The 19,697-nt window shown below is 67.2% G+C and carries 12 protein-coding genes and 1 pseudogene; 5 read left to right on the forward strand and 8 right to left on the reverse strand.

The features are described from left to right. Positions 1-8: 8 nt before the first annotated feature. From F1D05_RS29395 to F1D05_RS29430, 8 genes are all read right to left on the reverse strand, one after another. The gene (locus F1D05_RS29395) at positions 9-2,246 is read right to left on the reverse strand and encodes a TIM-barrel domain-containing protein (RefSeq protein WP_185443656.1); all 2,238 of its coding nucleotides are present in this window, start codon (positions 2,244-2,246) and stop codon (positions 9-11) included. Further along, positions 2,243-3,391 (reverse strand): glycoside hydrolase family 15 protein, encoded by a 1,149-nt coding sequence (locus F1D05_RS29400; RefSeq protein WP_246486080.1) that lies wholly within the window; start codon positions 3,389-3,391, stop codon positions 2,243-2,245. Before F1D05_RS29400 ends, F1D05_RS29395 begins: the two co-directional genes overlap by 4 nt. Then, on the reverse strand, positions 3,388-4,638 hold the full coding sequence (locus F1D05_RS29405) for an ABC transporter substrate-binding protein (protein ID WP_185443657.1): 1,251 nt from the start codon (positions 4,636-4,638) through the stop codon (positions 3,388-3,390). The genes F1D05_RS29400 and F1D05_RS29405 overlap by 4 nt, the downstream gene beginning before the upstream one ends. 18 nt (positions 4,639-4,656) lie before the next feature. Further along, a complete protein-coding gene (locus tag F1D05_RS29410; RefSeq protein ID WP_185443658.1) occupies positions 4,657-5,481 on the reverse strand; it encodes a carbohydrate ABC transporter permease in 825 nt (274 codons plus the stop codon). Then, complete coding sequence (locus F1D05_RS29415) at positions 5,474-6,262, reverse strand: carbohydrate ABC transporter permease (protein ID WP_246486081.1); 789 nt, start codon at positions 6,260-6,262, stop codon at positions 5,474-5,476. Before F1D05_RS29415 ends, F1D05_RS29410 begins: the two co-directional genes overlap by 8 nt. Positions 6,263-6,384: 122 nt before the next feature. Then, on the reverse strand, positions 6,385-7,677 hold the full coding sequence (locus F1D05_RS29420) for an ROK family transcriptional regulator (protein ID WP_185443660.1): 1,293 nt from the start codon (positions 7,675-7,677) through the stop codon (positions 6,385-6,387). Between the two features lie 131 nt (positions 7,678-7,808). Beyond that, entirely contained in the window at positions 7,809-9,119 is a 1,311-nt protein-coding gene (locus tag F1D05_RS29425) for a glycosyltransferase (RefSeq protein ID WP_185443661.1), read from the reverse strand. After that, positions 9,116-11,335, reverse strand: a complete 2,220-nt coding sequence (locus tag F1D05_RS29430) for a glycoside hydrolase domain-containing protein (RefSeq protein ID WP_185443662.1) — start codon at positions 11,333-11,335, stop codon at positions 9,116-9,118. The genes F1D05_RS29425 and F1D05_RS29430 overlap by 4 nt, the downstream gene beginning before the upstream one ends. A 240-nt stretch (positions 11,336-11,575) precedes the next feature. Between F1D05_RS29430 and F1D05_RS29435 the strand changes: the two genes are divergently transcribed. The 5 genes and pseudogenes from F1D05_RS29435 (at position 11,576) to F1D05_RS29450 (ending at position 19,674) form a co-directional block, all read left to right on the forward strand. After that, entirely contained in the window at positions 11,576-12,757 is a 1,182-nt protein-coding gene (locus tag F1D05_RS29435; RefSeq protein ID WP_185443663.1) for an ROK family transcriptional regulator, read from the forward strand. Between the two features lie 155 nt (positions 12,758-12,912). Then, positions 12,913-16,221, forward strand: coding sequence for a TIM-barrel domain-containing protein (locus tag F1D05_RS29440; RefSeq protein WP_185443664.1), 3,309 nt, complete (start codon positions 12,913-12,915; stop codon positions 16,219-16,221). 869 nt (positions 16,222-17,090) lie between these two features. Next, positions 17,091-18,599: pseudogene (locus F1D05_RS41150) on the forward strand (TIM-barrel domain-containing protein); the annotation flags it as partial. Between the two features lie 295 nt (positions 18,600-18,894). After that, positions 18,895-19,149, forward strand: a complete 255-nt coding sequence (locus F1D05_RS41155; protein WP_343066653.1) for a carbohydrate-binding module family 20 domain-containing protein — start codon at positions 18,895-18,897, stop codon at positions 19,147-19,149. A gap of 234 nt (positions 19,150-19,383) precedes the next feature. Continuing rightward, on the forward strand, positions 19,384-19,674 hold the full coding sequence (locus tag F1D05_RS29450; RefSeq protein WP_185443665.1) for a hypothetical protein: 291 nt from the start codon (positions 19,384-19,386) through the stop codon (positions 19,672-19,674). The last annotated feature ends 23 nt before the right edge of the window (positions 19,675-19,697 follow it).

Raw genomic sequence — 19,697 nt, forward strand, 5'->3', positions numbered from 1 at the left:
ACAAGGCTTCAGCTGAAGACTCCCGCCAGGTCGGGCCAGCGCTCGGCCTTCGCGTAGACAGGGACGACCTCGAGCGGGACCTCGCGGGTGACCTCGGCGCCGCCGGTGACGGGCTCGCCGGTCCAGGCGTCGATCCAGTCGCCGGCCGGGAGGTACGTCGTCCAGGTGGTAGCGCCGGGTTCGAGGACCGGGTTGATCAGCAGGTCGTCGCCGAGTTTGTACTGGTGCGGGTGGTTCCAGATCTCCTCGTCGGCCGGGTGGTCGAAGAAAAGCGGGCGCATCAGGGGCCGGTCGGTGGCGATCGCGCGAGCCGTTTGCTCGGTGAGGTACGGGATGAGGCGCTCACGCAGTACGGCGTACTGGCGGAAGAGCGGGATCACCCGGTCGTCGCCGGTGGTTTCCGCGACGTGCCACGGCGTACGGTCGCGCAGCGGGAGTTGGTGGTGGTTGAACTCCGAGTGGTACTGCATGATCGGCAGGAAGACCGAGGCTGCTGCTGCCCGGAGATACAGCTCGGCGTCGGGGATCGGGCCGGAGAAGCCGGCGAGATCCCAGCCCCAGTAGACGATTCCGCAGGACGCCGCGGTGAGTCCGGCGGTGATGGAGGAGCGGAACGCCTCCCAGGTGGAGTCTTCGTCGCCGGCCCAGAAGATGCCGTGCGCCTGGGATCCGGTGAAACCGGCCCGCGAGAACGTCACCGGGGCCTTGCCTGCCGAGCGGAGCAGATCCCCGAAGGTGTGGGCGTAGTGGACCGGGAACAAGTTGTTGCCCTCAGCACCCAGCTTGCCATCGGCGTACCGGAGGTCATGGCCCCAGGCGTGCTCACCACCGTCGGTCTTGAAGCCGTCGACATCGAGGTCCTCGACCAGGTAGCGGCGCTTCTCGGTCCACCAGTCGCGGGTGCGCTGGACGGAGAGGTCGGGCATCAGCGCCTTCGGGAACCACCAGCCGCGGTTGTGGTACGCCTTACCGTCGGACTCCAGTACTGCGTGACCGTCGCGGACCATCGCCTCGGCGTCAGCCGCGACCTGGCCGGTGCTGAACTCCGTTTTCTGCAACGGGATCTGCCAGAGGATCACCTTGATGTCCCGGGCGTGGAGCTCGTCGACCATCGCCTTCGGATCCGGCCAGGCGCCGTCCGCGCGGTACTCGAAGTCCGCTGCCTTGTGCGCGCTGCCGTCAGCGGTCACCTCGTACCGCGCGTCGCGCCAGATGGTGATCCCCTCCTCGTCACTCCAGGCCTCGATCACCACCGCACCGACCGGGATCGCGAGGTCGCGATGCGCGTCCATCCGCCCCATCACCAGCTCCTGGGTATTCCACTCGTTGCCCGAGGCCCACAATTTGAACACCCAGTCCGGCAGTTCCTCGGCGCGCCCGACCTCGTCCAGAAACTGCTTCAGAACCGCGGTCGCGTCACCCTCATAGATCCCGAGGTCGACCATCGCCTCATCACCAAGCTCGACCTCCACGGTCAGTGCGTGGTCGTCCGACGAGTACCACGTACGCCGAGACGTCCGCACATGAAACCCCCAGTCGCTTCCGACCACGTGCGCGAACGGCATCGGCAGGTACGTCCGCCCATGCACCCCCTGCGACTTGTACTGCTCGAACACCACCGCATCCAGCTGCCTTCCCCGCTGGTCGAGGGCGTCGTACCTCTCCCCGAACCCCACCAGCCGATCCCCAGCCGCAAGCGGCAACACGAACCGAGCCCGGTGCACGCCGTTCGCCGACCTCAACCACTCAACCCCGCGAACCCGGTCCCCACCCCCAAGCACCTCACCACCATCAGACCCCCACGATGCCGGAGCCACTTCAAACCACTCACTCACCTCACCCGCCGCGTCAATGGCGGCGGCGGGCGCCATCGGCGACGTTTCCGCCGCTATCGACGCGGCGGGTGAGGTGAGTTCGTCTGTTGTGTAGGTGTGGAAGCGGTAGCGGGTGGGGGTGGTTATCGGGGGTGTTGTTACCGACCAGCCGCCGTCGCCTCCTAGCGCGCCGGCCTGGGCGGCGCTCAGGTGGCCCTCGCCACCGGCCAGGGCGGCGGTGTCGGCGGAGTTCGCCTTGACCGGCTCCAGTTCGAGCTCGGTGCCGTCCCACTCGCACACGACCCGGGTGATGTCGGCGCCGACGATCACGCCCAGGCGTACGGGTTCACCGATCAGGGGGAGCACCGGGACGCGTTGGTCGGGGGAGGTGGCGTAGGGATGTTCGATGCCGTGGGGGCGATGGGTGATCATCGGGCGTCCTTTGGGGTGATGCCGAGTTCGTCGGTGAGGATCAGGTACATGCCGTGGGACCACAGGAGCGGGGTCGCCACGGTGCCCCAGCGGGCGATCCATTCGTCGCGGGAGCCGGGGTGCAGGAGGTGGTGCGGGACCTGTTCGGGGAGGTCGCCGTGTTCGTCCACCTGGTCGGCTATCCAGCGAAGGTGCCGCAGGGCACCGGCCGTGTCACCCGCGGCGGCGAGGTTCCAGCCGAGGAGCGCCGACAGCAGGATCCATTGGCCACCACCGTAGAACACGTCCGCCGTGAACCGGTGCACCCCACCATCGAAGTCGAGGTCCTTCGCGACCGCCGCCCGCGTCATCGCGGCGAGGCCGTCGTCGGGAGCAACCAGCCCGAACGGTACGACGCAAGCCGGCAACGACCCGTCGACGGCCGAACTCCCGAGCCACTTCACCAAGTGCCCGTCCACGATGCCCTCCGCCGACACCAGCGAACGGATGTCGGCGGCAACCTTCAGCGCCGCCGCCGACCACGGTGCCGACCGCAACCCGGAGCAGGTGCCGACAGCAACCAATCCGCCATGGATCGCGCCCAGGGTGGAGACATGCCGATGCTCGACATGCTCCTCCCACCAGTCGTAACAAGGCCGGTCCCAGAACGCGACCAGGTAGTCGACTGCTACGTCGATCCCCTCCTGCCAGCGCGACAGATCCAACCCGTGCCGCGTGGCGTGAGTGACCACCGACCACAGCCACATCCCGTAGCCGTCGGTCTGGAAGTCCCACCACGGATCCGACCGGTCCTTCCCGTCGAAGGTGAACCGCGTCGGCAGCATCGCTTCGTTCGGCGGCACCTCACCGCGGGCGAGCGCCGCGCGCAGGTCGTCCACCTGCGCGCGGCGACGACGCAGTACGTCGTTCACCCAGTCGTGGAACCGGTCTGCCGACACCAGATCGCCGTACCGCGAGATGCCCTCCGCGGTGAACGAACCGTCGCGCAGCCAGGCATACCCCCGGTACGCCGAGAAGGTGGGCGCGGCCGGGTAGGCGCCGGCCGGGTCCTGGTGCTCGGTGATGACGGCGTGGCTGTGCCGGGCGAGTTCGCGCAGACGGGTGAGCTCGGACAGGTCCAGGGCGGCGATCATGGGTTCCTTCACTTCTTCAGCAGGCCGTTGACCTTGGTCTGGGCATCCGCGAGGGCCTTCTCCACCGGCTTGCGACCGGCCGCGGCGGAGCCGAGTTCAGCGGTGACCAGGTCCTGCATCTCCTGCTGGCGCTCGATCACCGGCGGCAGCACGGTGTTCTCGAGTGCGGTGAAGACGGCCTTACGGTTGGCCGGCTTCTTCTGGTCCAGGTACGGCGCGAGCTTGGCCTCGTCCGCGACCGGCGGCAGCTCCCAGGAGGTCGCCAGCCGGGTCTTCGTGGTGTCGTCGGACGACGCCAGGAAGGTGACCCACTTCTGCGCGGCCTCGGCGTTCTTCGACGCGGCCGACACGACCAGCCCGTTCACGAACATCGCCGACGCCTTCTGGGTGTTGCCCGGCTCGACCACGACGTCCCAGTCGAACGGCGCGTCGGCCATCGCCGAGAACATCCAGATCCCGGTGTGCCACATCGCGAGCTTGCCGGACTTGAACAGCTTCGAGTCGAAGTCCGGCGTACCGGCGCCGTCGGCCTCGGTCGGCATCGTCTTGCCGACCTTGTCGACCAGGAACTTCGCGGCCTCGACACCCTGCGGGGAGTTGAAGGTCGCCTCGGTCCGGTCGGCGTTCAGGAACTCGCCGCCGTTCTGCGCGAGCACCTTGTAGAACTCGTTGTACGACACGGGCTGGTAGTCGCCCCAGGTCTTCGTCGCCTTGTTCGTCAGCTTGAGACCGGCGGCCTGTTCTTCCTTCCAGGTCCAGTCGGCGGTCGGCTCGGCGACCCCGGCCTTCTTGAAGAGAGCCTTGTTGTAGAAGAGCACGACGTTCGAGAACGACTCCGGTACGCCGTACTGCTTGCCACCGTCGTTGAATGCGTCGATCAGCGACTTCTTGTACGCCGCCGAGTCCACGTTCTTGAGCTCGGCCAGCGAGCCGTTCTTCGCGTACGTCACGAAGTTCTCGTAGTTCAGCTCGAACGCGTCGGCCGCGGTGCCACCAGCCACCGAGGTCTGCAGCTTCGTGAAGTAGTCGGCGTACGGAACGGTCTCGACCTGGACGGTGATGTTCGGGTTGGCCGTCTGGAAGGCGTTGACGATCGTGGTCAGGTCCTTCTCGTGCCCGTCGTTGGACGAGAAGTTCATGTACCGGACGACGCTCTTGCCTTCTGGCGCCGCGGCCTCCTTGGTCGCCGAGCCTTGGCCGCAGGCGGTCAACGCCAGCGCGACGGTCAGGCCGATCGCCCCGATCTTGAGTGTGCGCATGATGGTTCCCTCTCTTGCTTACTTGATGCCTGTGTGGGCGACACCGGCGATGATGTGGCGCTGTGCCACCAGATAGACGATGGCGATCGGGACGATCGAGACGACGGAGCCCGCCATCACGACATCCCACTGAGTGGTGAACTGGCCTTGCAGGGTGGACAGACCCAGCGGAAGCGTCATGAACTCCGGCGACCGGATCACGACGAGTGGCCAGAGGAAGCTGTTCCAGCTGCCCATGAACGCGAACACCGCGACGGTCGCGAGCGCGGGCCGGATCAGCGGCAGCACGATGGTGGTGAAGATCCGGAGGTGGCCGGCGCCGTCGATCGTGGCCGCCTCGTCGAGCTCCATCGGTACGGCGGTGACCGCCTGGCGGAGCAGGAAGACGCCGAACGCCGACGCGATCGTGGGCGCCAGCAACGCGAAGTACGTGTCCTGCAGGTCGAGTGTCTTCATCTCGATGAAGAGCGGGACGACGAGCACCTGCAGCGGCACCATCAGGGTCGCGAGGTAGAACCCGAAGATCACGTTCTTCAACGGGAAGCGCAACCGCGCGAACCCGTACGCCGCCATCGAGCCGGTGACGAGTTGCAACGCCGTGGAGACGATCGCCACGCCGAGCGAGTTCAGGATGATCCGCCAGATCGGCATCGCGTCCAGCAGGGTGCGATAGGCGTTCAGGGTCGGGTGGTCGACGAAGACGGTCGGACCGTCGGCGAGGGAGCCCTCCGGCGTGATCGAGGTGATCACCGTCCACAGGAACGGGAAGAGCATGATCGCGGCGCCGACCAGGACCGCGGCGTACAGGGCGATCTTCGCCGGCAGCGTGCGGGGGTCACGCATAGTGCACCCACCTCCGCTGACCGCGGATCTGGAAGACGGTGATGATCAGGATTACCGCGAAGAGAATCCAGGACAGCGCTGACGCCTCGCCCGCCCGGCCGTAGCGGAAGGTGAGGTCGTAGATCTGGCCGACGACCACCTGGCTGGACCCGGCCGGGCCGCCGCCGGTCATCACGTAGACCTGGTCGAAAACCTGGAACCCGTTGATCAGCGAGATCACCACCACGAAGAAGGTCGAGGGCGACAGGAGCGGCAGGGTGATCCGCCAGAACCTTTGCCAGCTGTTGGATCCGTCCACCTTCGCGGCCTCGTAGACGTCAGTCGGGATGGACTGCAGACCGGCCAGCAGGATGACCATGACGAAGCCCAGGTCTTTCCAGGCGGACGAGAGGATCACTGCCGGAAGCGCCCAGTGCGGGTCGGTCCACCAGCCTGGCTGGGGCAGGCCGAGCCCGCCGAGGAGTTGGTTGACGAGGCCGTTGGTCGGATTGAGCAACCACTTCCAGACCAGCGCGACGACAACCCAACTGGTGACGACCGGGAGGAAGTAGGTCGCCCTCAGGAAGGAGCGCCCCTTCAGCTTCTGGTTGAGCGCCAGCGCGAGGAGCAGGCCGCCCGCGTAGACGATCGGGAGGTAGCCGACGACATAGATCAACGTGTGCAGGAAGACCCGCCGAGTCATCTCGTCGCCAAGCAGGTTGGTGTAGTTGCGAAGCCCGACCCACTCCATCGGCGAGATCAGATTCCACTTGTGCAGGCTCACCCAGAGCGAGGACACCATCGGCACGAGCGTGAAAACAAACAACGGAATCGCACTAGGCAACAGAAAAAACGCCACCCAGCCAAGCTTCTTCAGCTGTCCGGGTCTCGTCCTACGGTGTGCGACCGGCGCGCGGTTCTGTTTCATCCCGCGCCCAGACGGGCTCGGACCAGGCGGCTTTGTTCGCCGCCGTTGCCGGCTGAGTCGAAGGGGCTGGAGAGGACCAGGGAAGCGGCTCCTCGGGCCCACTGGACTTCCGTCCACGGTTCCACCACGACGGGTACGGCTTTGCGGGCTGGTAGCAACGATCGCCGGAACGACGGCTCGAAGCCGGTCTGCCAGAACTCCCATCCGTCCACTCCCTCACCCATCAGCACCACCACCTCGGGATCCACCGTGTGAATCACCCCCGCCAACGCCCGTCCCAACATCGAACCGGCTGCTTCGAAGATCTGTTGCGCACCGGGGTCCCCACCCGTTGCTGCTCGCAACAAGGTCGCGGCGGTGCCGCGCGGCCCGATCACGCCGCGGGCGCGGGCGGTCCGCAGCAAACCCGCACTGCCGATGTGCGCCTCCAAGCACCCGGTCGAGCCACAGGTGCACTGCGGTTCGCCTTCGGCTACGCCGAGCGAGGGGGCGGGGGAAGAGGAGAGCGGGCCCCCGGAGGTCCTGCCGGCTGCACCGGCGGGAGCGGTGGCGGTAGCTGAGGGCCAGACCGGGATGTGGCCGATCTCGCCGGCGCCTCCGTTGGCGCCTCGGTAGATGCCGCCGTCGACGACTATGCCGCAGCCGATGCCCCGTCCGATGGTGACGACCAGGTACGACGAGTGGTCGCGGCCGATGCCGTAGAGGCGTTCTGCTGCGGCGAGGGTATTGACGTCGTTGTCGACCAGGACCGGCGTGCCGATGGCGGCCCGTAGTACGGCCCCTACCGGCGCGGCCTGCCAGCCGAGGGTCGGTGCGTCGACGACTCCCGACGCTTGCGAGTCGACAGCCCCGGGTACGCCGACGCCGACGCCGAGCAGCCGGTCGTCAAGTTCCGCCACCTGCTTGGCCAGGAGTTGCCCGAGTCGCTCGATCGCATCGCCGGCACCCGGGTCGTACCCGAGCTCTGTCGACGACCTGACGGTTCCATCCAGCTCGACGGTCACGACTGCCACGTGATCAGCAGTCACCTTGGCGCCAAGGGCTACCCCCGCATCGCTCACCAGTCCCAGCAGTCGCGACGGCCGCCCGCCCTTCGACGGCACCGATTCGAGCTCCTCGACCAACCCGCGGGCGATCAGATCCTTGGTCACCTGAGTAACGGTCGCCGGACTCAACCCGAGCGCCCGGGCGATATCCGTCCGCGCCGTCGGCCCCTGCGTCCCCAGCAACCCGACGATGCCCGACGGCACCAGATCACCGCGGGGGACAGGACCTTGCAGGTTCACCACAGCACGCTCCAGCGAGACTTAGTTCGGCACTAAATTTAGCCAAAAACTAAGCCCCTCGGAACGCGCTGTCAAGAGTTGGTGAATGGTGAGGCGAGGATGCGCCCACGCTGTGCGCTGGGAGGTCGCTCGACTCAGGCGACGTGGACGGCGGGAGGCACGGCGAGCGCGAAGAGGCGGTCGAAGACCGGAACCCGGTCGAACTGCAACGCGTACGACCGTGCGCGCCGCTCAGCTGCCGCCCGCTGCTCGTAGGTCCAGTCGCACACGACCTCATCAAGCACGGCCCGCAGCATGGCGGGGTCACGCTGCGGCACCAACAGGGCCGTATCACCGACCGCCTCGGGTACGCCGCCGGTCGCACAGGTGATGATCGGCCCGCCGCCGGCGAGCGCCTTCTCGACCAGCGCGATCCCGAACGTCTCAACGAACTCCGGCTGCTCGCGGGTCGGCAGCACGAACGCCGCGCTCCCGGCCATCAGCGCCGGCTTCTCCGCGTCGTCCACGTCGGTCAGCACCCGTACCCGCTCGCCCAGGCCCGCTGCCGCCACCCGCGCCACCACCTCGTCTTCCTGCGGCCCGCGCCCGGCCAGGACCAACTGCACCCGCTCGGCTGACCGCGACCCGGCGTAGGCGTCGATCAGGTCGTCGACCCCCTTCGCCGAGGCGATCCGTGACAGGAACAGAACGTACCCGTCCCGCGAAAGGCCGCGTCGGGCAAGAGTTTCGGCGATTTTGTCATCGGTGAGCGACAGGTAGGACCAGGAGTCGACCGCCGGGTAGGAGATGGTGATCCGCTCACGGCACCGCTGCGCGAACGTCGTGCCGCGCAGGCCGTCGAGGGCCGCCGCCGAGGCCACGATCAGGTCCCTGGTGTACTCCGACACCGCCACGCAGTGGTCGGCCGCGAGGTAGACAGACAGGATGTGCGCGGCCGCCCCGAACCGGCCGGTGTCAACGCACTCGCGAACCACGTTGGTGATGTCCGAGCCCACCGCCTCAGCGACCGTGATGACCCGTGCGGGCCCGATCCGGCGCGCGACCTGGACGGCCTCCTGCACGGCGATCGCGTGCGGGCTCAGGTAGAGGGACATTGCCACCGTCGGCACTCCGTCGCTGAACAGCTCGACCAGCCGCCCGGTGAGCCCGGACAGATAGCGCCCGTCCGGAACCCGGTAGTCGCCAACGGGATCGGGCCGCTCCACGGTGATGCCAGGGCTGTACGGCAGCACGCGGTCGAGTGGTTTCAACGGCAGTCCGGCCGCCTCCAGCGCCTCCAGCGGCCAGGTCACGATCCGCACGTCGTCGAACCCGCGGGTGAGCGCCACCTCCGCGAGGCACCGTGCCTCACCGGAGTGCCCGCAGATCACCGGGTCGGCGCGGACGACGATGACCAGGCGGCGGTTGGGTGCGGACGGAACGAGTGCGTCGTCGGCGATGCTCATGCCTCACCTCCAGTGGCGTGCAGCGGGTCGGATGTGGAGGGTGGCCTGATCTGAGTCCCCCAGCCGGAGGGGCGAGGGCCGAGCTCGATGTGCAGGTTGCGGAGGTGCCGCAGTTCCCGGCCGGAGATCCAGGGGCGTTCGAGTGTCTTGCCGTCCACCGCGATGGATTGGACATAGGAGACCGGTCCGCCTGCCTCGACCGGCTCGAATCCTGTGGTGGTGATCGACAGGTCGCTCTCCGGCAGCCGGGTCATGGACTCCGCCACGGCCGGCGCGCTCACCAGGAACAGGTTCTGCCCAGCCACCGGGAACAGTCCGAGCGTCGCCCACACGTACCACGCGGACAGCCCGCCGGAGTCGTCATTGCCTGGCAACCCGCCCCGGCCGGTGCCGAACTGGTTGGCGATGACGGCATGCACGACCTCTGCGGTTCGATCCGGCCGTCCCGCGTAGTGGTAGGACCACGGCGCGTCGTAGTCCGGTTCGTTGTTCAGTCCCTCGAAACGGCACAGGTCGTACCCGGCGGCCATCTCGGCCACGCTCGGCGCCACTCCCGGCTGGGTGACCGGCGCGGCGCCGTACCCGAAGAACCGGTCGAGCAGGCCCACGAACGCCTCGTCGCCGCCGGCGAGCGCGATCCGGGCGCGCATGTCGTGCAGCAGCCGGAAGGAGTAGTTCCACCGGCCGCCCTCATAGAACGTCGAGTCGCGCAGCAGGCCGGTGCCCGGGTCGTACGCCGCCCGCCAGCCTTGGGCGAGGTCGCGCATCTGCTGGGCCAGCGCCCGGTCGCGCACCTTGTGGGCGATCGCCGCGGTGCAGTGGTAGGCGTACGCCAGGTCGAGGGTGTGGCTGATCGGGTGCGCCACACCGTGCACCAGGTAGTCCTCGCCGTACGTCCGGCGCAGGTCCATCTCCAGGTGCACCATGGCCCAATCCCAGTCGATACCAGGCAGATCCAGTTGGCACAGGTCGGCCAGGAAGGTGTGCGCGAGCGCGCTGCCCTGCCGGGAGAACCGGTCGGCGCCCTTGGCCATCCGGTAGCCGATCGGCAGGTTGCCCTCCTGCTCGGCGATCGACAGCAGCGCGCCGGCCAGCGCGACCGAACGCTGCGGGAACAGCGTGGTCATCAGCGGCAGTTGGGTGCGGTAGATGTCCCACATGGTGCAGATGTCGAACGCGTACGGGCCCTCGGTCGTCCACGACGGGCTTTCGTCCGGGGCGAAGCACGGCTTGACCAGCGAGTGGTAGAGCGCGGTGCCGAAAACCGTTGCCTGGTCGTCGGACTCGGCCTTGATCTCAACCTTGCCGAGATGGTCGCGCCAGCTGGCTGCCGTGCGGTCGCGCCGCCCGGCGAAGGTGGCCTGGGTGCGGCCGACGTCCGTGCGCAGGTTGTCGCGGGCCGTCTCGCACCCACGCAGGGAGAACCCCAGCCGCACCTCGACGGTCTGCTCGGCGCGCGAGGGGCCCATGAAGATCAGCCCGAACGGCCGCAAGGTGGTCGGTCGGATGTAGTCGAAGTCGAGGCGAGTGCCGCCGGGCATCAGGCGCCGGTCGTACCACAGCGCCTGCCGCCAGCCAGGGGCGTCGACCTCCAGGTGGACGGCCAGCGGGACCCCCTCGACGTGGATCTCCCCCTGAGCCACCCCAGGCCCCAGCATCGCCAGGTGCGCCTTCAGCGGCACGGTCTGGCTGTGCGGGATGGCCAGGCCGCCGGTCGAGGCGTCGATGACGATCCGGGCGGCGTCATGCGCCGGGAAGGTGTACCGATGGACGGCCGACTTGGGGCCGACCGTCACCTCGCAGCGCATCCCCGAGCTCAGCGTCGCCGCGTAGTAGCCGGGCTCGGCGACCTCGTCCAGCAGGTCCCAGGTGGTGCCCAGGTCATCGAGCGGGCCGAGCATCGGCGTGACCCGGAAGTAGTTGTAGTACTTGCGGATCGCGCCGGTGCCGGACTGCTGGAAGTGGGTGAAGCCGGAGGCGACCGGGCGGTCGTACAACAGGTCGGGCACGCCCTCGGTGTTGAAGTCGTACAGCCCGTAGCCGGTCGGGTAGGCCCCGGAGTACGGGCAGGCCGACACCATCCCGAAGGGGTGCATGGCGCCCGGGTGGGTGTTGCCGACCTGCGCCTTGGGCCACCACCAGGTCCCTGCCAGGCCCTTTGGCGTGGGCAGGTCGGTAGCGCCGGTCCCGATGAACGGGTCAACGTGCTCGTACATGGGCTCACCCGCCTCGCGTGGCCGACGTGGGCTCCCAAGGTAAGAAGCGCACGTTTCAGCCGCGTGACCGAAGAAGACGCGCAGGTTACGACCCCCTCCGCTTCGGTTCACCGAGGTCATCAGGATGCTGATCGAAGGAGCTCGGTGGGGGGTGGGGTAGGGCTGAGGTCTTGACCGGGGTCGCGGAGCGGGGTTAGCGTCCGGAGACTTCCTTCGGTGACCTTAGTAAGGGGTGGGCGGGTGCAGCCGGTACGAGTGGGGAGCAAGGAACTGATCCGCGAGATCAACTCCTCGCTGGTGCTGGGCGAGCTGCGGGGTGGGCTGGTCTCGCGGACCGAGTTGGCCAAGCGGACCGGGCTGAGCCTGCCTACCGTGTCCGAGATCGTTGGCGAGATGCTTGCGTCCGGCGTGATCGAGGAGCGGGAGACGGCCAGTTCCGGCGGTGGGCGTAGGCCGGTGTTGCTGGGGCTCAAAGCTGATGCCGGGTACGTGATCGGTATCAAGCTCACCGAGACCAAGGTGATCGCGGTGCTCACCGACCTCAACGCGGGCATCGTCGAGCGGGCCACGGCCGCCGTCACCACGAACGACGTCGGCACCGTCGTACGGACTGTCGCCAAGGTGGTCCGCACTCTCACTGGCAAGAGATCCGTGTACGGCGTGGGCGTCGGCGTGGCCGGGGTGATCGACCGGGCGACCGGGGTGGTCCGGCACGGGACGTACTCCGACTGGCACGACGTGGATCTCGCGGCGTTGCTGGAGAAGAAGCTCGGCCTGCCGGTGGTGGTGGACAACGACGTCAACACCCTGGTGGCCAGTGAGCAGTGGTTCGGAGCCGGGCGGGGTGTGTCCGATGTCGCGGTGGTCAGTATCGGCCGCGGTATCGGACTCGGCATGGTTCTGGACGGCCGGCTGTACCGCGGTGCCGGTGGCGGGGCGGGTGAGTTCGGGCATACAAAGGTCGTTGCTGACGGCCCCTTGTGTGCCTGCGGCGGCAACGGCTGCCTCGAAGCGCTGATCGGCGAACCGGCGATCTGCGCACAGGCGGGAACGAAGACCATCGAGCAAGCCATCGACAAGGCCCGTCAGGGCGACAAGGCAACGACTGAGATCTTCGAACAAGTCGGCCGGATCCTGGGAACGGCCGTCGGCAATCTGGTCAATCTCCTCAACCCGAAGCTGATCGTCCTCGCCGGAGAGGGAACCCGGGCAGGCGATCTGTTCGGCCCGTCCTTCGACGAGGCACTACGCGAGACCGTCTTCGACGGACTCCAGCGGGACCTGGAGGTCGTGGTGGACGACTGGGACGACGAAGCCTGGGCGCAAGGCGCCGCGGGCCTCTTCCTGGGCGAGCTGTTCCAGCCGAACCTCCGGCCCGACGAGGCCGGCCGGCCGTCGCTGACCGCCCGCTCAGCCAGCTAGCCGGCCGGCGCCCCGGATCACCCGAGGCGCAGGCCGGCCAACCAACCAGCGTCTTGGGCCGCCAAGGCCGAGGCACTCGTACTCCGGCGCCGGTTCGCTGACCTGGCGCCTGATCTCCAGATCCGGTCGGTGGCCGGAGAGAAGTGAGGCTGTAGATGAGGCATGCCGTCACGCCGCGAAGGCGGTGGACCGCTGCGATCCTGGTGCTCGCAGCGCTGATCTTCCAATTCACCCCGGCCCCCGCCTGGGCCGGCACACTGACCGGAGTCTTCCACGCGCCGTACGGCGCCGACGAGTTGTACAACACCACCGCCACCGAGCGGGCGCCGCGCGACCCGATGGCGGGTGACGCGGTGCAACTCAAGGCCACCACCTGGCCGGTCTCGTCCGGGCAGACGGTCTGGATCACCTGGACCAAGAACGGCGTGAACCAGACGCCGATCGGGGCGGCCTTCGACTACAACAGTGGCAACAACACGTACTGGAAGCTCTCGATGGGCACCTTCGCCCGCGGCGACCAGATCACCTACACCGTCAACGCCGACGTGGACGGCGCCAACCAGAAGACCACCGGCCCGTTCTCCTTCGGAGTCACGTCGTACTCCGGTACCAGTAACGTCTCCGGCTTCGTCAACAACGGCACCAGCGTGGACGTGACGACCGGCGACACCGCGGGCAGCTTCACCCCGAAGGTGCGGTTCGCGTTCCCCGCGATCGACCGGTTCCACGTCCAGGTCGCACCGACCGGGAGCGGCCTGAACATCACCGGCTCCTCGTCGTACACGGTGACGGACAGCGCGGGCACCCTCCAGATCGCCACCACGAAAGTCGTGCTGAAGATCCAGAAGTCGCCGTACCGGGTCGCGGTCTACAAGGGCGACGGGACGACGCTGATCGCCCGGCAGTACGACCCTGCCACCTTCCGGAACACCGGCTGGGCCAGCGACGGCAGTACTACGGTCACCAAGGTCGAGGATCATTGGCTGTCTCCGGCGAGTGAACGCTTCGAGGGGCTCGGCGAGCGGTACGACTCGCTCAATCAGCGCGGTAAGGACGTCAGCAACTACGTCTACAACCAGTACCAGGACCAGGGCCCGACAGCGCGGACCTATCTGAGCGTCCCGTTCGTCACGAACTCGGCAGGCTACGGCATCTACGTGCCGAGCACCCGGTACTCCGTGTTCAACCTCGGTACGCACTTCAGTGACATGGCCGGATTCACCGTCGACACCGGCGGCGCGCTCAACTCGACCGTCGACTACTACTTCTTCACCGGTACCCGGGCAGAGATGCTCGACCAGTACACCGCGACGACCGCGCGCCCCAAGCTCCCGCCGAAGTGGTCCTTCGGGCTGTGGGGTTCCGCGAACGAGTGGAACACCCAGGCTGAAGTGAGCGCCGAGCTCTCGAACATGACCGCCAACCAGATCCCGCACAGCGCGATGGTGCTGGAGCAGTGGAGCGACGAGGCGACCTTCTACCTGTGGCACGGCGCGACGTACACCCCGAAGCCGGGGAACCAGGCGCTGACGTACGCCGATCTGACCTTCCCCGCGGGTGGCGAGTGGACCAACCCGAAGGCGATGGTCACGGCGGCACATGCCCAGAACGTCAAGATGATCCTCTGGCAGATCCCTGTCCTGAAACAGGATTTCGACACCAACCCGGCGACGCCGCCGCAGCAGCACGTCAACGACCGCGACTATGCCGTTGCCCAGGGCTACGTTCTCGGAGACGGCGCCGGCGGCCCGTACCGGATCCCGGCCGGGCAGTGGTTCGGCAACAGCACGGTGCCGGACTTCACCAAGACCGCGGCCACCAACTGGTGGATGAGCAAGCGGTCCTACCTGTTCGACGACATCGGCATCGACGGGCTCAAGACGGACGGCAGCGAGGCGGTCTTCGGCCGTAACGTCACCAGTGGCAGCGGTCGCAAGGGCGACGAGCTGCACAACGCCTACCCGAACGAGTACACCCGGGCGTACAAGGACTTCGTCGAGACCAAGACAGGGACCCAGGGCACGTTGTTCAGCCGCGGCGGTACGTCGGGCGCGCAGGCGAACTCGATCTTCTGGGCGGGCGACCAGTCGTCGACCTTCGACGCCTTCCAGCAGGCGGTCCGGGCCGGTCAGAGCGCCGGCGCGTCCGGCATCCCCTTCTGGTCCTGGGATCTGGCCGGGTTCACCGGAACGTTCCCGGGCAGCGAGCTCTACCTCCGGGCGGCCGCGCAGGCGACCTTCTCGCCGATCATGCAGTACCACTCGGAGAAGTCGAACCCTGGTGTCTCCGAGGCCCGTACGCCGTGGAACGTGCAGGCGCGCTCCGGTGACACCACGGTGATCCCGAAGTTCCGCAAGTTCGCCAACACCCGGATGAACCTGATCCCGTACCTCTACACGGAAGCCAAGAACGCTTCCACCACAGGGCTTCCGATGATGCAGGCGATGAGCATCGCCTACTCGAACGACGCGACAGCGGCGGCTCAGGAGCAGCAGTACATGTTCGGCCGTCAGTTGCTGGTGGCACCGATCACGACGCAGGGCGCGACCAGCAAGAGCGTCTACCTGCCCGCGGGTGAGTGGTACGACTTCTGGAACGGCGGCCGCGCCCAAGGTGCCGGGACGAAGGTCTACAACGCCGACACCGGCACGATTCCCGTCTATGCCAAGGCCGGTGCGATCGTCCCGCTCAACCTGAACGCGAACTACGAGCTCGGCGGCAACATCGGCAACAGCGTCGACACCTACGCCAACCTGGCGTTCCGGATCTACCCGTCCGGTACTACGAGCTACGGGTACTTCGAAGACTCGGCGAACCAGACCAGGACGGTCACGTCAACGGAGAACTTCGCCGGTCACCAGGTGACGGTGAGCGTGCCTCCGTTGGCGACCACGAGCACGTTGCAGGTGGCGTCGTCGAAGCCGAGCGGGGTGACGAAGGGTGGGGTGGCGATGACCACCCACGCCACTCTCGCCGCGCTGCAGAGTGCCGGCGAGGGCTGGTACTGGGATCCGGTCCAGCAGCTCACGCTGGTCAAGACCGCCTCCAGTGCGAGTGCGCGCAGCGTAGTACTGAGTGGCGTGGACAAGCCGGGTTATGAGGCTGAGTTCGGCACCAACACCGGTACGACGACGAACACGGATCACCCTGGCTACACGGGAACCGGATTCGTGGACGGCTTCGAGACGGCCGGGGACTCGGTGTCGGTGGACGCGAACGCCGATGTCACCGGCAGCCACGCGATCAAGCTCCGCTACGCCAACGGCGCGGCCACCACGGCGACGCGAACGATCCAGATCGACGGTGTCAGCGCCGGGTCGGTCAACCTGCCGAGCACCGGCAGTTGGGATACCTGGGGGACCGCGACGCTGACTACCAGCCTCACGGCCGGGAAACGCGTGGTGAAAGTTCTGACAGGCACAGGCGGGATAAACCTCGACAACGTGACGGTGGCAAGGCCATGAGAAAACAACAGAACACCCCCTCGCTCCGCTCGGGGGCGAGGAGAGAGAGCCGCTCGGGGGCTGGGTGGGGGAGGGCGGCGCTGACCAGGCTGGCTGGGCTGGTGCTGTTGTTGCCCTTGCTTGTGGTGCTTCCTGCGGAGGTTGCCCATGCCGCTGTGCAGCGGGTGCAGTTCACTGCCGGGGGCAACTATCTGGTGGTGGAGTTTCTCGACGATGATCTTGTGCACTTCGAGATGGGAGCTGGAGCGGGACCGGGGGCCGGGGCGTCGATCTTCACGACCGATCAGATCGCCAAGACCAACTACACCGGGCCGACCAGCTTCAATCAGACCGGGAACACGCTGACCACGGCCGGGCTCAAGGTCGATGTCAACGCGACCACCCTGTGCGCGACGGTCACCGACACGACCCGTTCGCCGCAGTTGTTGCTCAACACCACCTGTCCGCGGAATCTCAGCCAGGCTTGGAAGGGGCTGAGTTTCACCAAGTCGTCCATGCAGAACGCGTATGGGCTCGGCGAGCAGTTCTTCATGGGTGGTAGCGCTGACGGTGACTGGGTGGGGCGTCAGCGCACCAGCGGTACCTACGGCAACGCGATGCTGTACGACACGGACAACGGGCCGGTCGGCAACGCGCAGATCCCCGTACTGCTCGCTGTCGGCGCGAACACCACCAACTACGGCATGTTCGTCGACCAGGTCTACAAGCAGGACTGGAACCTGACCGGCGACCCGTGGACGATGGACACCTTCGGCGACCAACTCCGCTGGTATGTGATGTCGGGCCCGGATCTCCCGGACCTGCGGAAGGACTATCTGGAGCTGACCGGTCGCCCGCCGGTGCCGCCGAAGAAGGCGTTCGGGTTGTGGATGTCGGAGTACGGCTACGACAACTGGAACGAGATCGACACCACCCTCAGCGGGCTGCGGGCGAACAAGTTCCCGACCGACGGCGTGATGCTCGACGTGAACTGGTTCGGCGGCGTCACGGCAGGGTCGGACAACACCCGGATGGGCACGCTGGAGTGGGACCCGGTCAACTTCCCGAACGCGGCGACCAAGCTGGCGACGTACAAGAACACCAACGGCGTCGGCGTGATGACGATCGAGGAGTCGTACATCGGGAAGAACCTGCCCGAGCACACCGACATGGCCTCCAGCGGCTACCTGATCAGAGCCGGCTGCTCGAGCTGCAGTCCGTCGTACCTGACCGGGAACGACTGGTGGGGTCGCGGCGGCATGATCGACTGGACGCAGCCTGCGGCCAGCGCGCATTGGCACTCCACTCAGCGACAGCCTCTGATCAACGACGGCGTGATGGGTCACTGGCTCGACCTCGGTGAGCCCGAGATGTACGACGCGAACGACTGGACCTCTGGAGTCCTTGCCGGCAAGCACGCGCACTCCGACTACCACAACCTCTACAACCTCGAATGGGCGAAGGGAATCGCCAAGGGATACACGGACAACGCGGTCCAGCAACGCCCGTTCATGCTCGCGCGATCCGCGGCCGGTGGCATCCAGCGCACCGGTACGGCGATGTGGTCCGGCGACATCGGGTCAAAGCTGACTGCGTTGGCCGCCCAGCAGAACGTCCAGATGCAGATGTCGATGTCCGGGATCGACTACTTCGGCTCCGACATCGGCGGCTTCCGGCGGGAGATGCTGAACTCCGACCTGAACGAGCTCTATACCCAGTGGTTCGCGAACTCGTCCTGGTTCGACGTACCGATCCGCCCGCACACGGAGAACCTCTGCAACTGCGCGAAGACCTCGCCGGACTCGATCGGTGACGTGCCGAGCAACCTGGCCAACCTGCGGCAACGGTACGAGCTCACGCCGTACTATTACTCCCTTGCCCACAAGGCGTACACGACCGGCGAACCGCTGATTCCGCCGCTGGTCTACCAGTACCAGAACGACCCGAACGTGCGGGAGACCGGTCACGAGAAGCTGATCGGCAAGGACCTGCTCGTCGGCGTCGCGGCCGGAGCGAACCAGCGCAAGCGGGACGTCTACCTGCCGGCCGGGACCTGGTACGACTACTACACCAACACCAAGACGGTCAGCACGGGCCAGACGCTGACCGACGTGCCGCTGTGGCGCAACGGCAAGTTCCAGCTGCCCGCCTACGCCCGCGGCGGCGCGATCATCCCGAAGATGTACGTCGACGACCAGACCATGAACGTGCTCGGCAAACGCGCCGACGGTACGACGCGCAACGAGCTCGTGGCCCGGGTCTACTCGGACCCGACCGCCTCGTCGTTCACGCTCGCCGAGGACGACGGCGCCACCGTCGGCTACCAGACCGGGTCCAAGCGGACCACCGATCTGACCCAGTCGCGATCAGGCAGTACTGCGACCGTCGGCATCGCGGCCTCGTCGGGGACCTACACCGGCGCCCCGAGCAGCCGGTCGAACGCGGTCGAGCTGGTGGCCGACACCCAGGCGTCGGCCGTGACGCTGAACGGGTCGGCGCTCACGCAGTACGCGAACAAGGCGGCCTTCGACGCGGCCCGCGAGTGGTTGGTACAACGCGGGCGGGAACCTGGTCGTGGCCAAGTCGGCCTCGGTCGCGGTCAGTACGGCGAAGTCGTTCGTCTTCACCCTCGGCCAGGCGGTCGTCTCGAAGACGTTCAGCTGCACCAACGGGACCACTACGACCGGCCAGTCCGTGTACGTCGTCGGCAACGTGCCGCAGCTCGGTGCCTGGTCGGTCGCGAGTGCGGTGAAGCTGGCGCCGACCGGCTACCCGACCTGGACCGGCACGATCAGCAACCTGCCGCCGAACACCTCGGTGGACTGGAAGTGCATCAAACGGCAGGAGGCGAACTACCCGGCGACGGCCGATCAATGGGGCCCGGACCCGAATCTCACCTTCACCTCTCCGGCGACAGGGAGTGGCGGAACGACTACTGGCGGTTTCTGATTCGCTCTCACCCGACTGCGGGCTGTGGCACAGCGATGCCAGTGTCACAGCCCGCGATGGCTTCTGAGACCCTTGTCACGGTCGCATATGTCCTGAGTAAGGACTTAGTGAAGATTCGCTGCTGACGGCTCTGTCGGTGTGAATCCGCGCAGCTGCGGCCGTAGGTTCGGAGAGGTATCAGCCGAAGTCAGGAGTGAGCGAAGTGCAACGGGGCAGTCAGGCCGTGCCGTCGGCATGCCTGTGGGGATCGGCGTCGGCCCGACCATGACGACGCTGAACAAGATTCTGGCGATCGCCGGGGTGGCCCTGCTGCTCGGTGGTCTCGCCCTCGGTTTCCGCTCGGTCTCGGCCGACGAGACCAGCTGCGGTTCGGTCTTCCAGCCCGCCCGCGGCATCACCCCGATGGCCTGCGACGGCCGGCTGAACAGCTCGGCTACCCTCGTCACCGTGCTGATGATCGTCGGCGGCGTCGGCTTGGCCGCCGCCATCGCTCTCAAGGTCATCCGCGACCGCGTCAAGATCTGACTAGCCCTGCTGGACCGGGCTCC

Source organism: Kribbella qitaiheensis, assembly GCF_014217565.1.
GTDB classification, from domain to species: domain Bacteria; phylum Actinomycetota; class Actinomycetes; order Propionibacteriales; family Kribbellaceae; genus Kribbella; species Kribbella qitaiheensis_A.

Coding starts and splice junctions, on each gene's coding strand:
- F1D05_RS29410 (WP_185443658.1), bottom strand. CDS start 5,481: ATGCGTGACCCCCGCACGCTGCCGGCGAAGATCGCCCTGTACGCCGCG.
- F1D05_RS29425 (WP_185443661.1), bottom strand. CDS start 9,119: ATGAGCATCGCCGACGACGCACTCGTTCCGTCCGCACCCAACCGCCGC.
- F1D05_RS29415 (WP_246486081.1), bottom strand. CDS start 6,262: ATGGTGTCCTCGCTCTGGGTGAGCCTGCACAAGTGGAATCTGATCTCG.
- F1D05_RS29450 (WP_185443665.1), top strand. CDS start 19,384: ATGCCTGTGGGGATCGGCGTCGGCCCGACCATGACGACGCTGAACAAG.
- F1D05_RS29405 (WP_185443657.1), bottom strand. CDS start 4,638: ATGCGCACACTCAAGATCGGGGCGATCGGCCTGACCGTCGCGCTGGCG.
- F1D05_RS29440 (WP_185443664.1), top strand. CDS start 12,913: ATGAGGCATGCCGTCACGCCGCGAAGGCGGTGGACCGCTGCGATCCTG.
- F1D05_RS29395 (WP_185443656.1), bottom strand. CDS start 2,246: ATGATCACCCATCGCCCCCACGGCATCGAACATCCCTACGCCACCTCC.
- F1D05_RS29430 (WP_185443662.1), bottom strand. CDS start 11,335: ATGTACGAGCACGTTGACCCGTTCATCGGGACCGGCGCTACCGACCTG.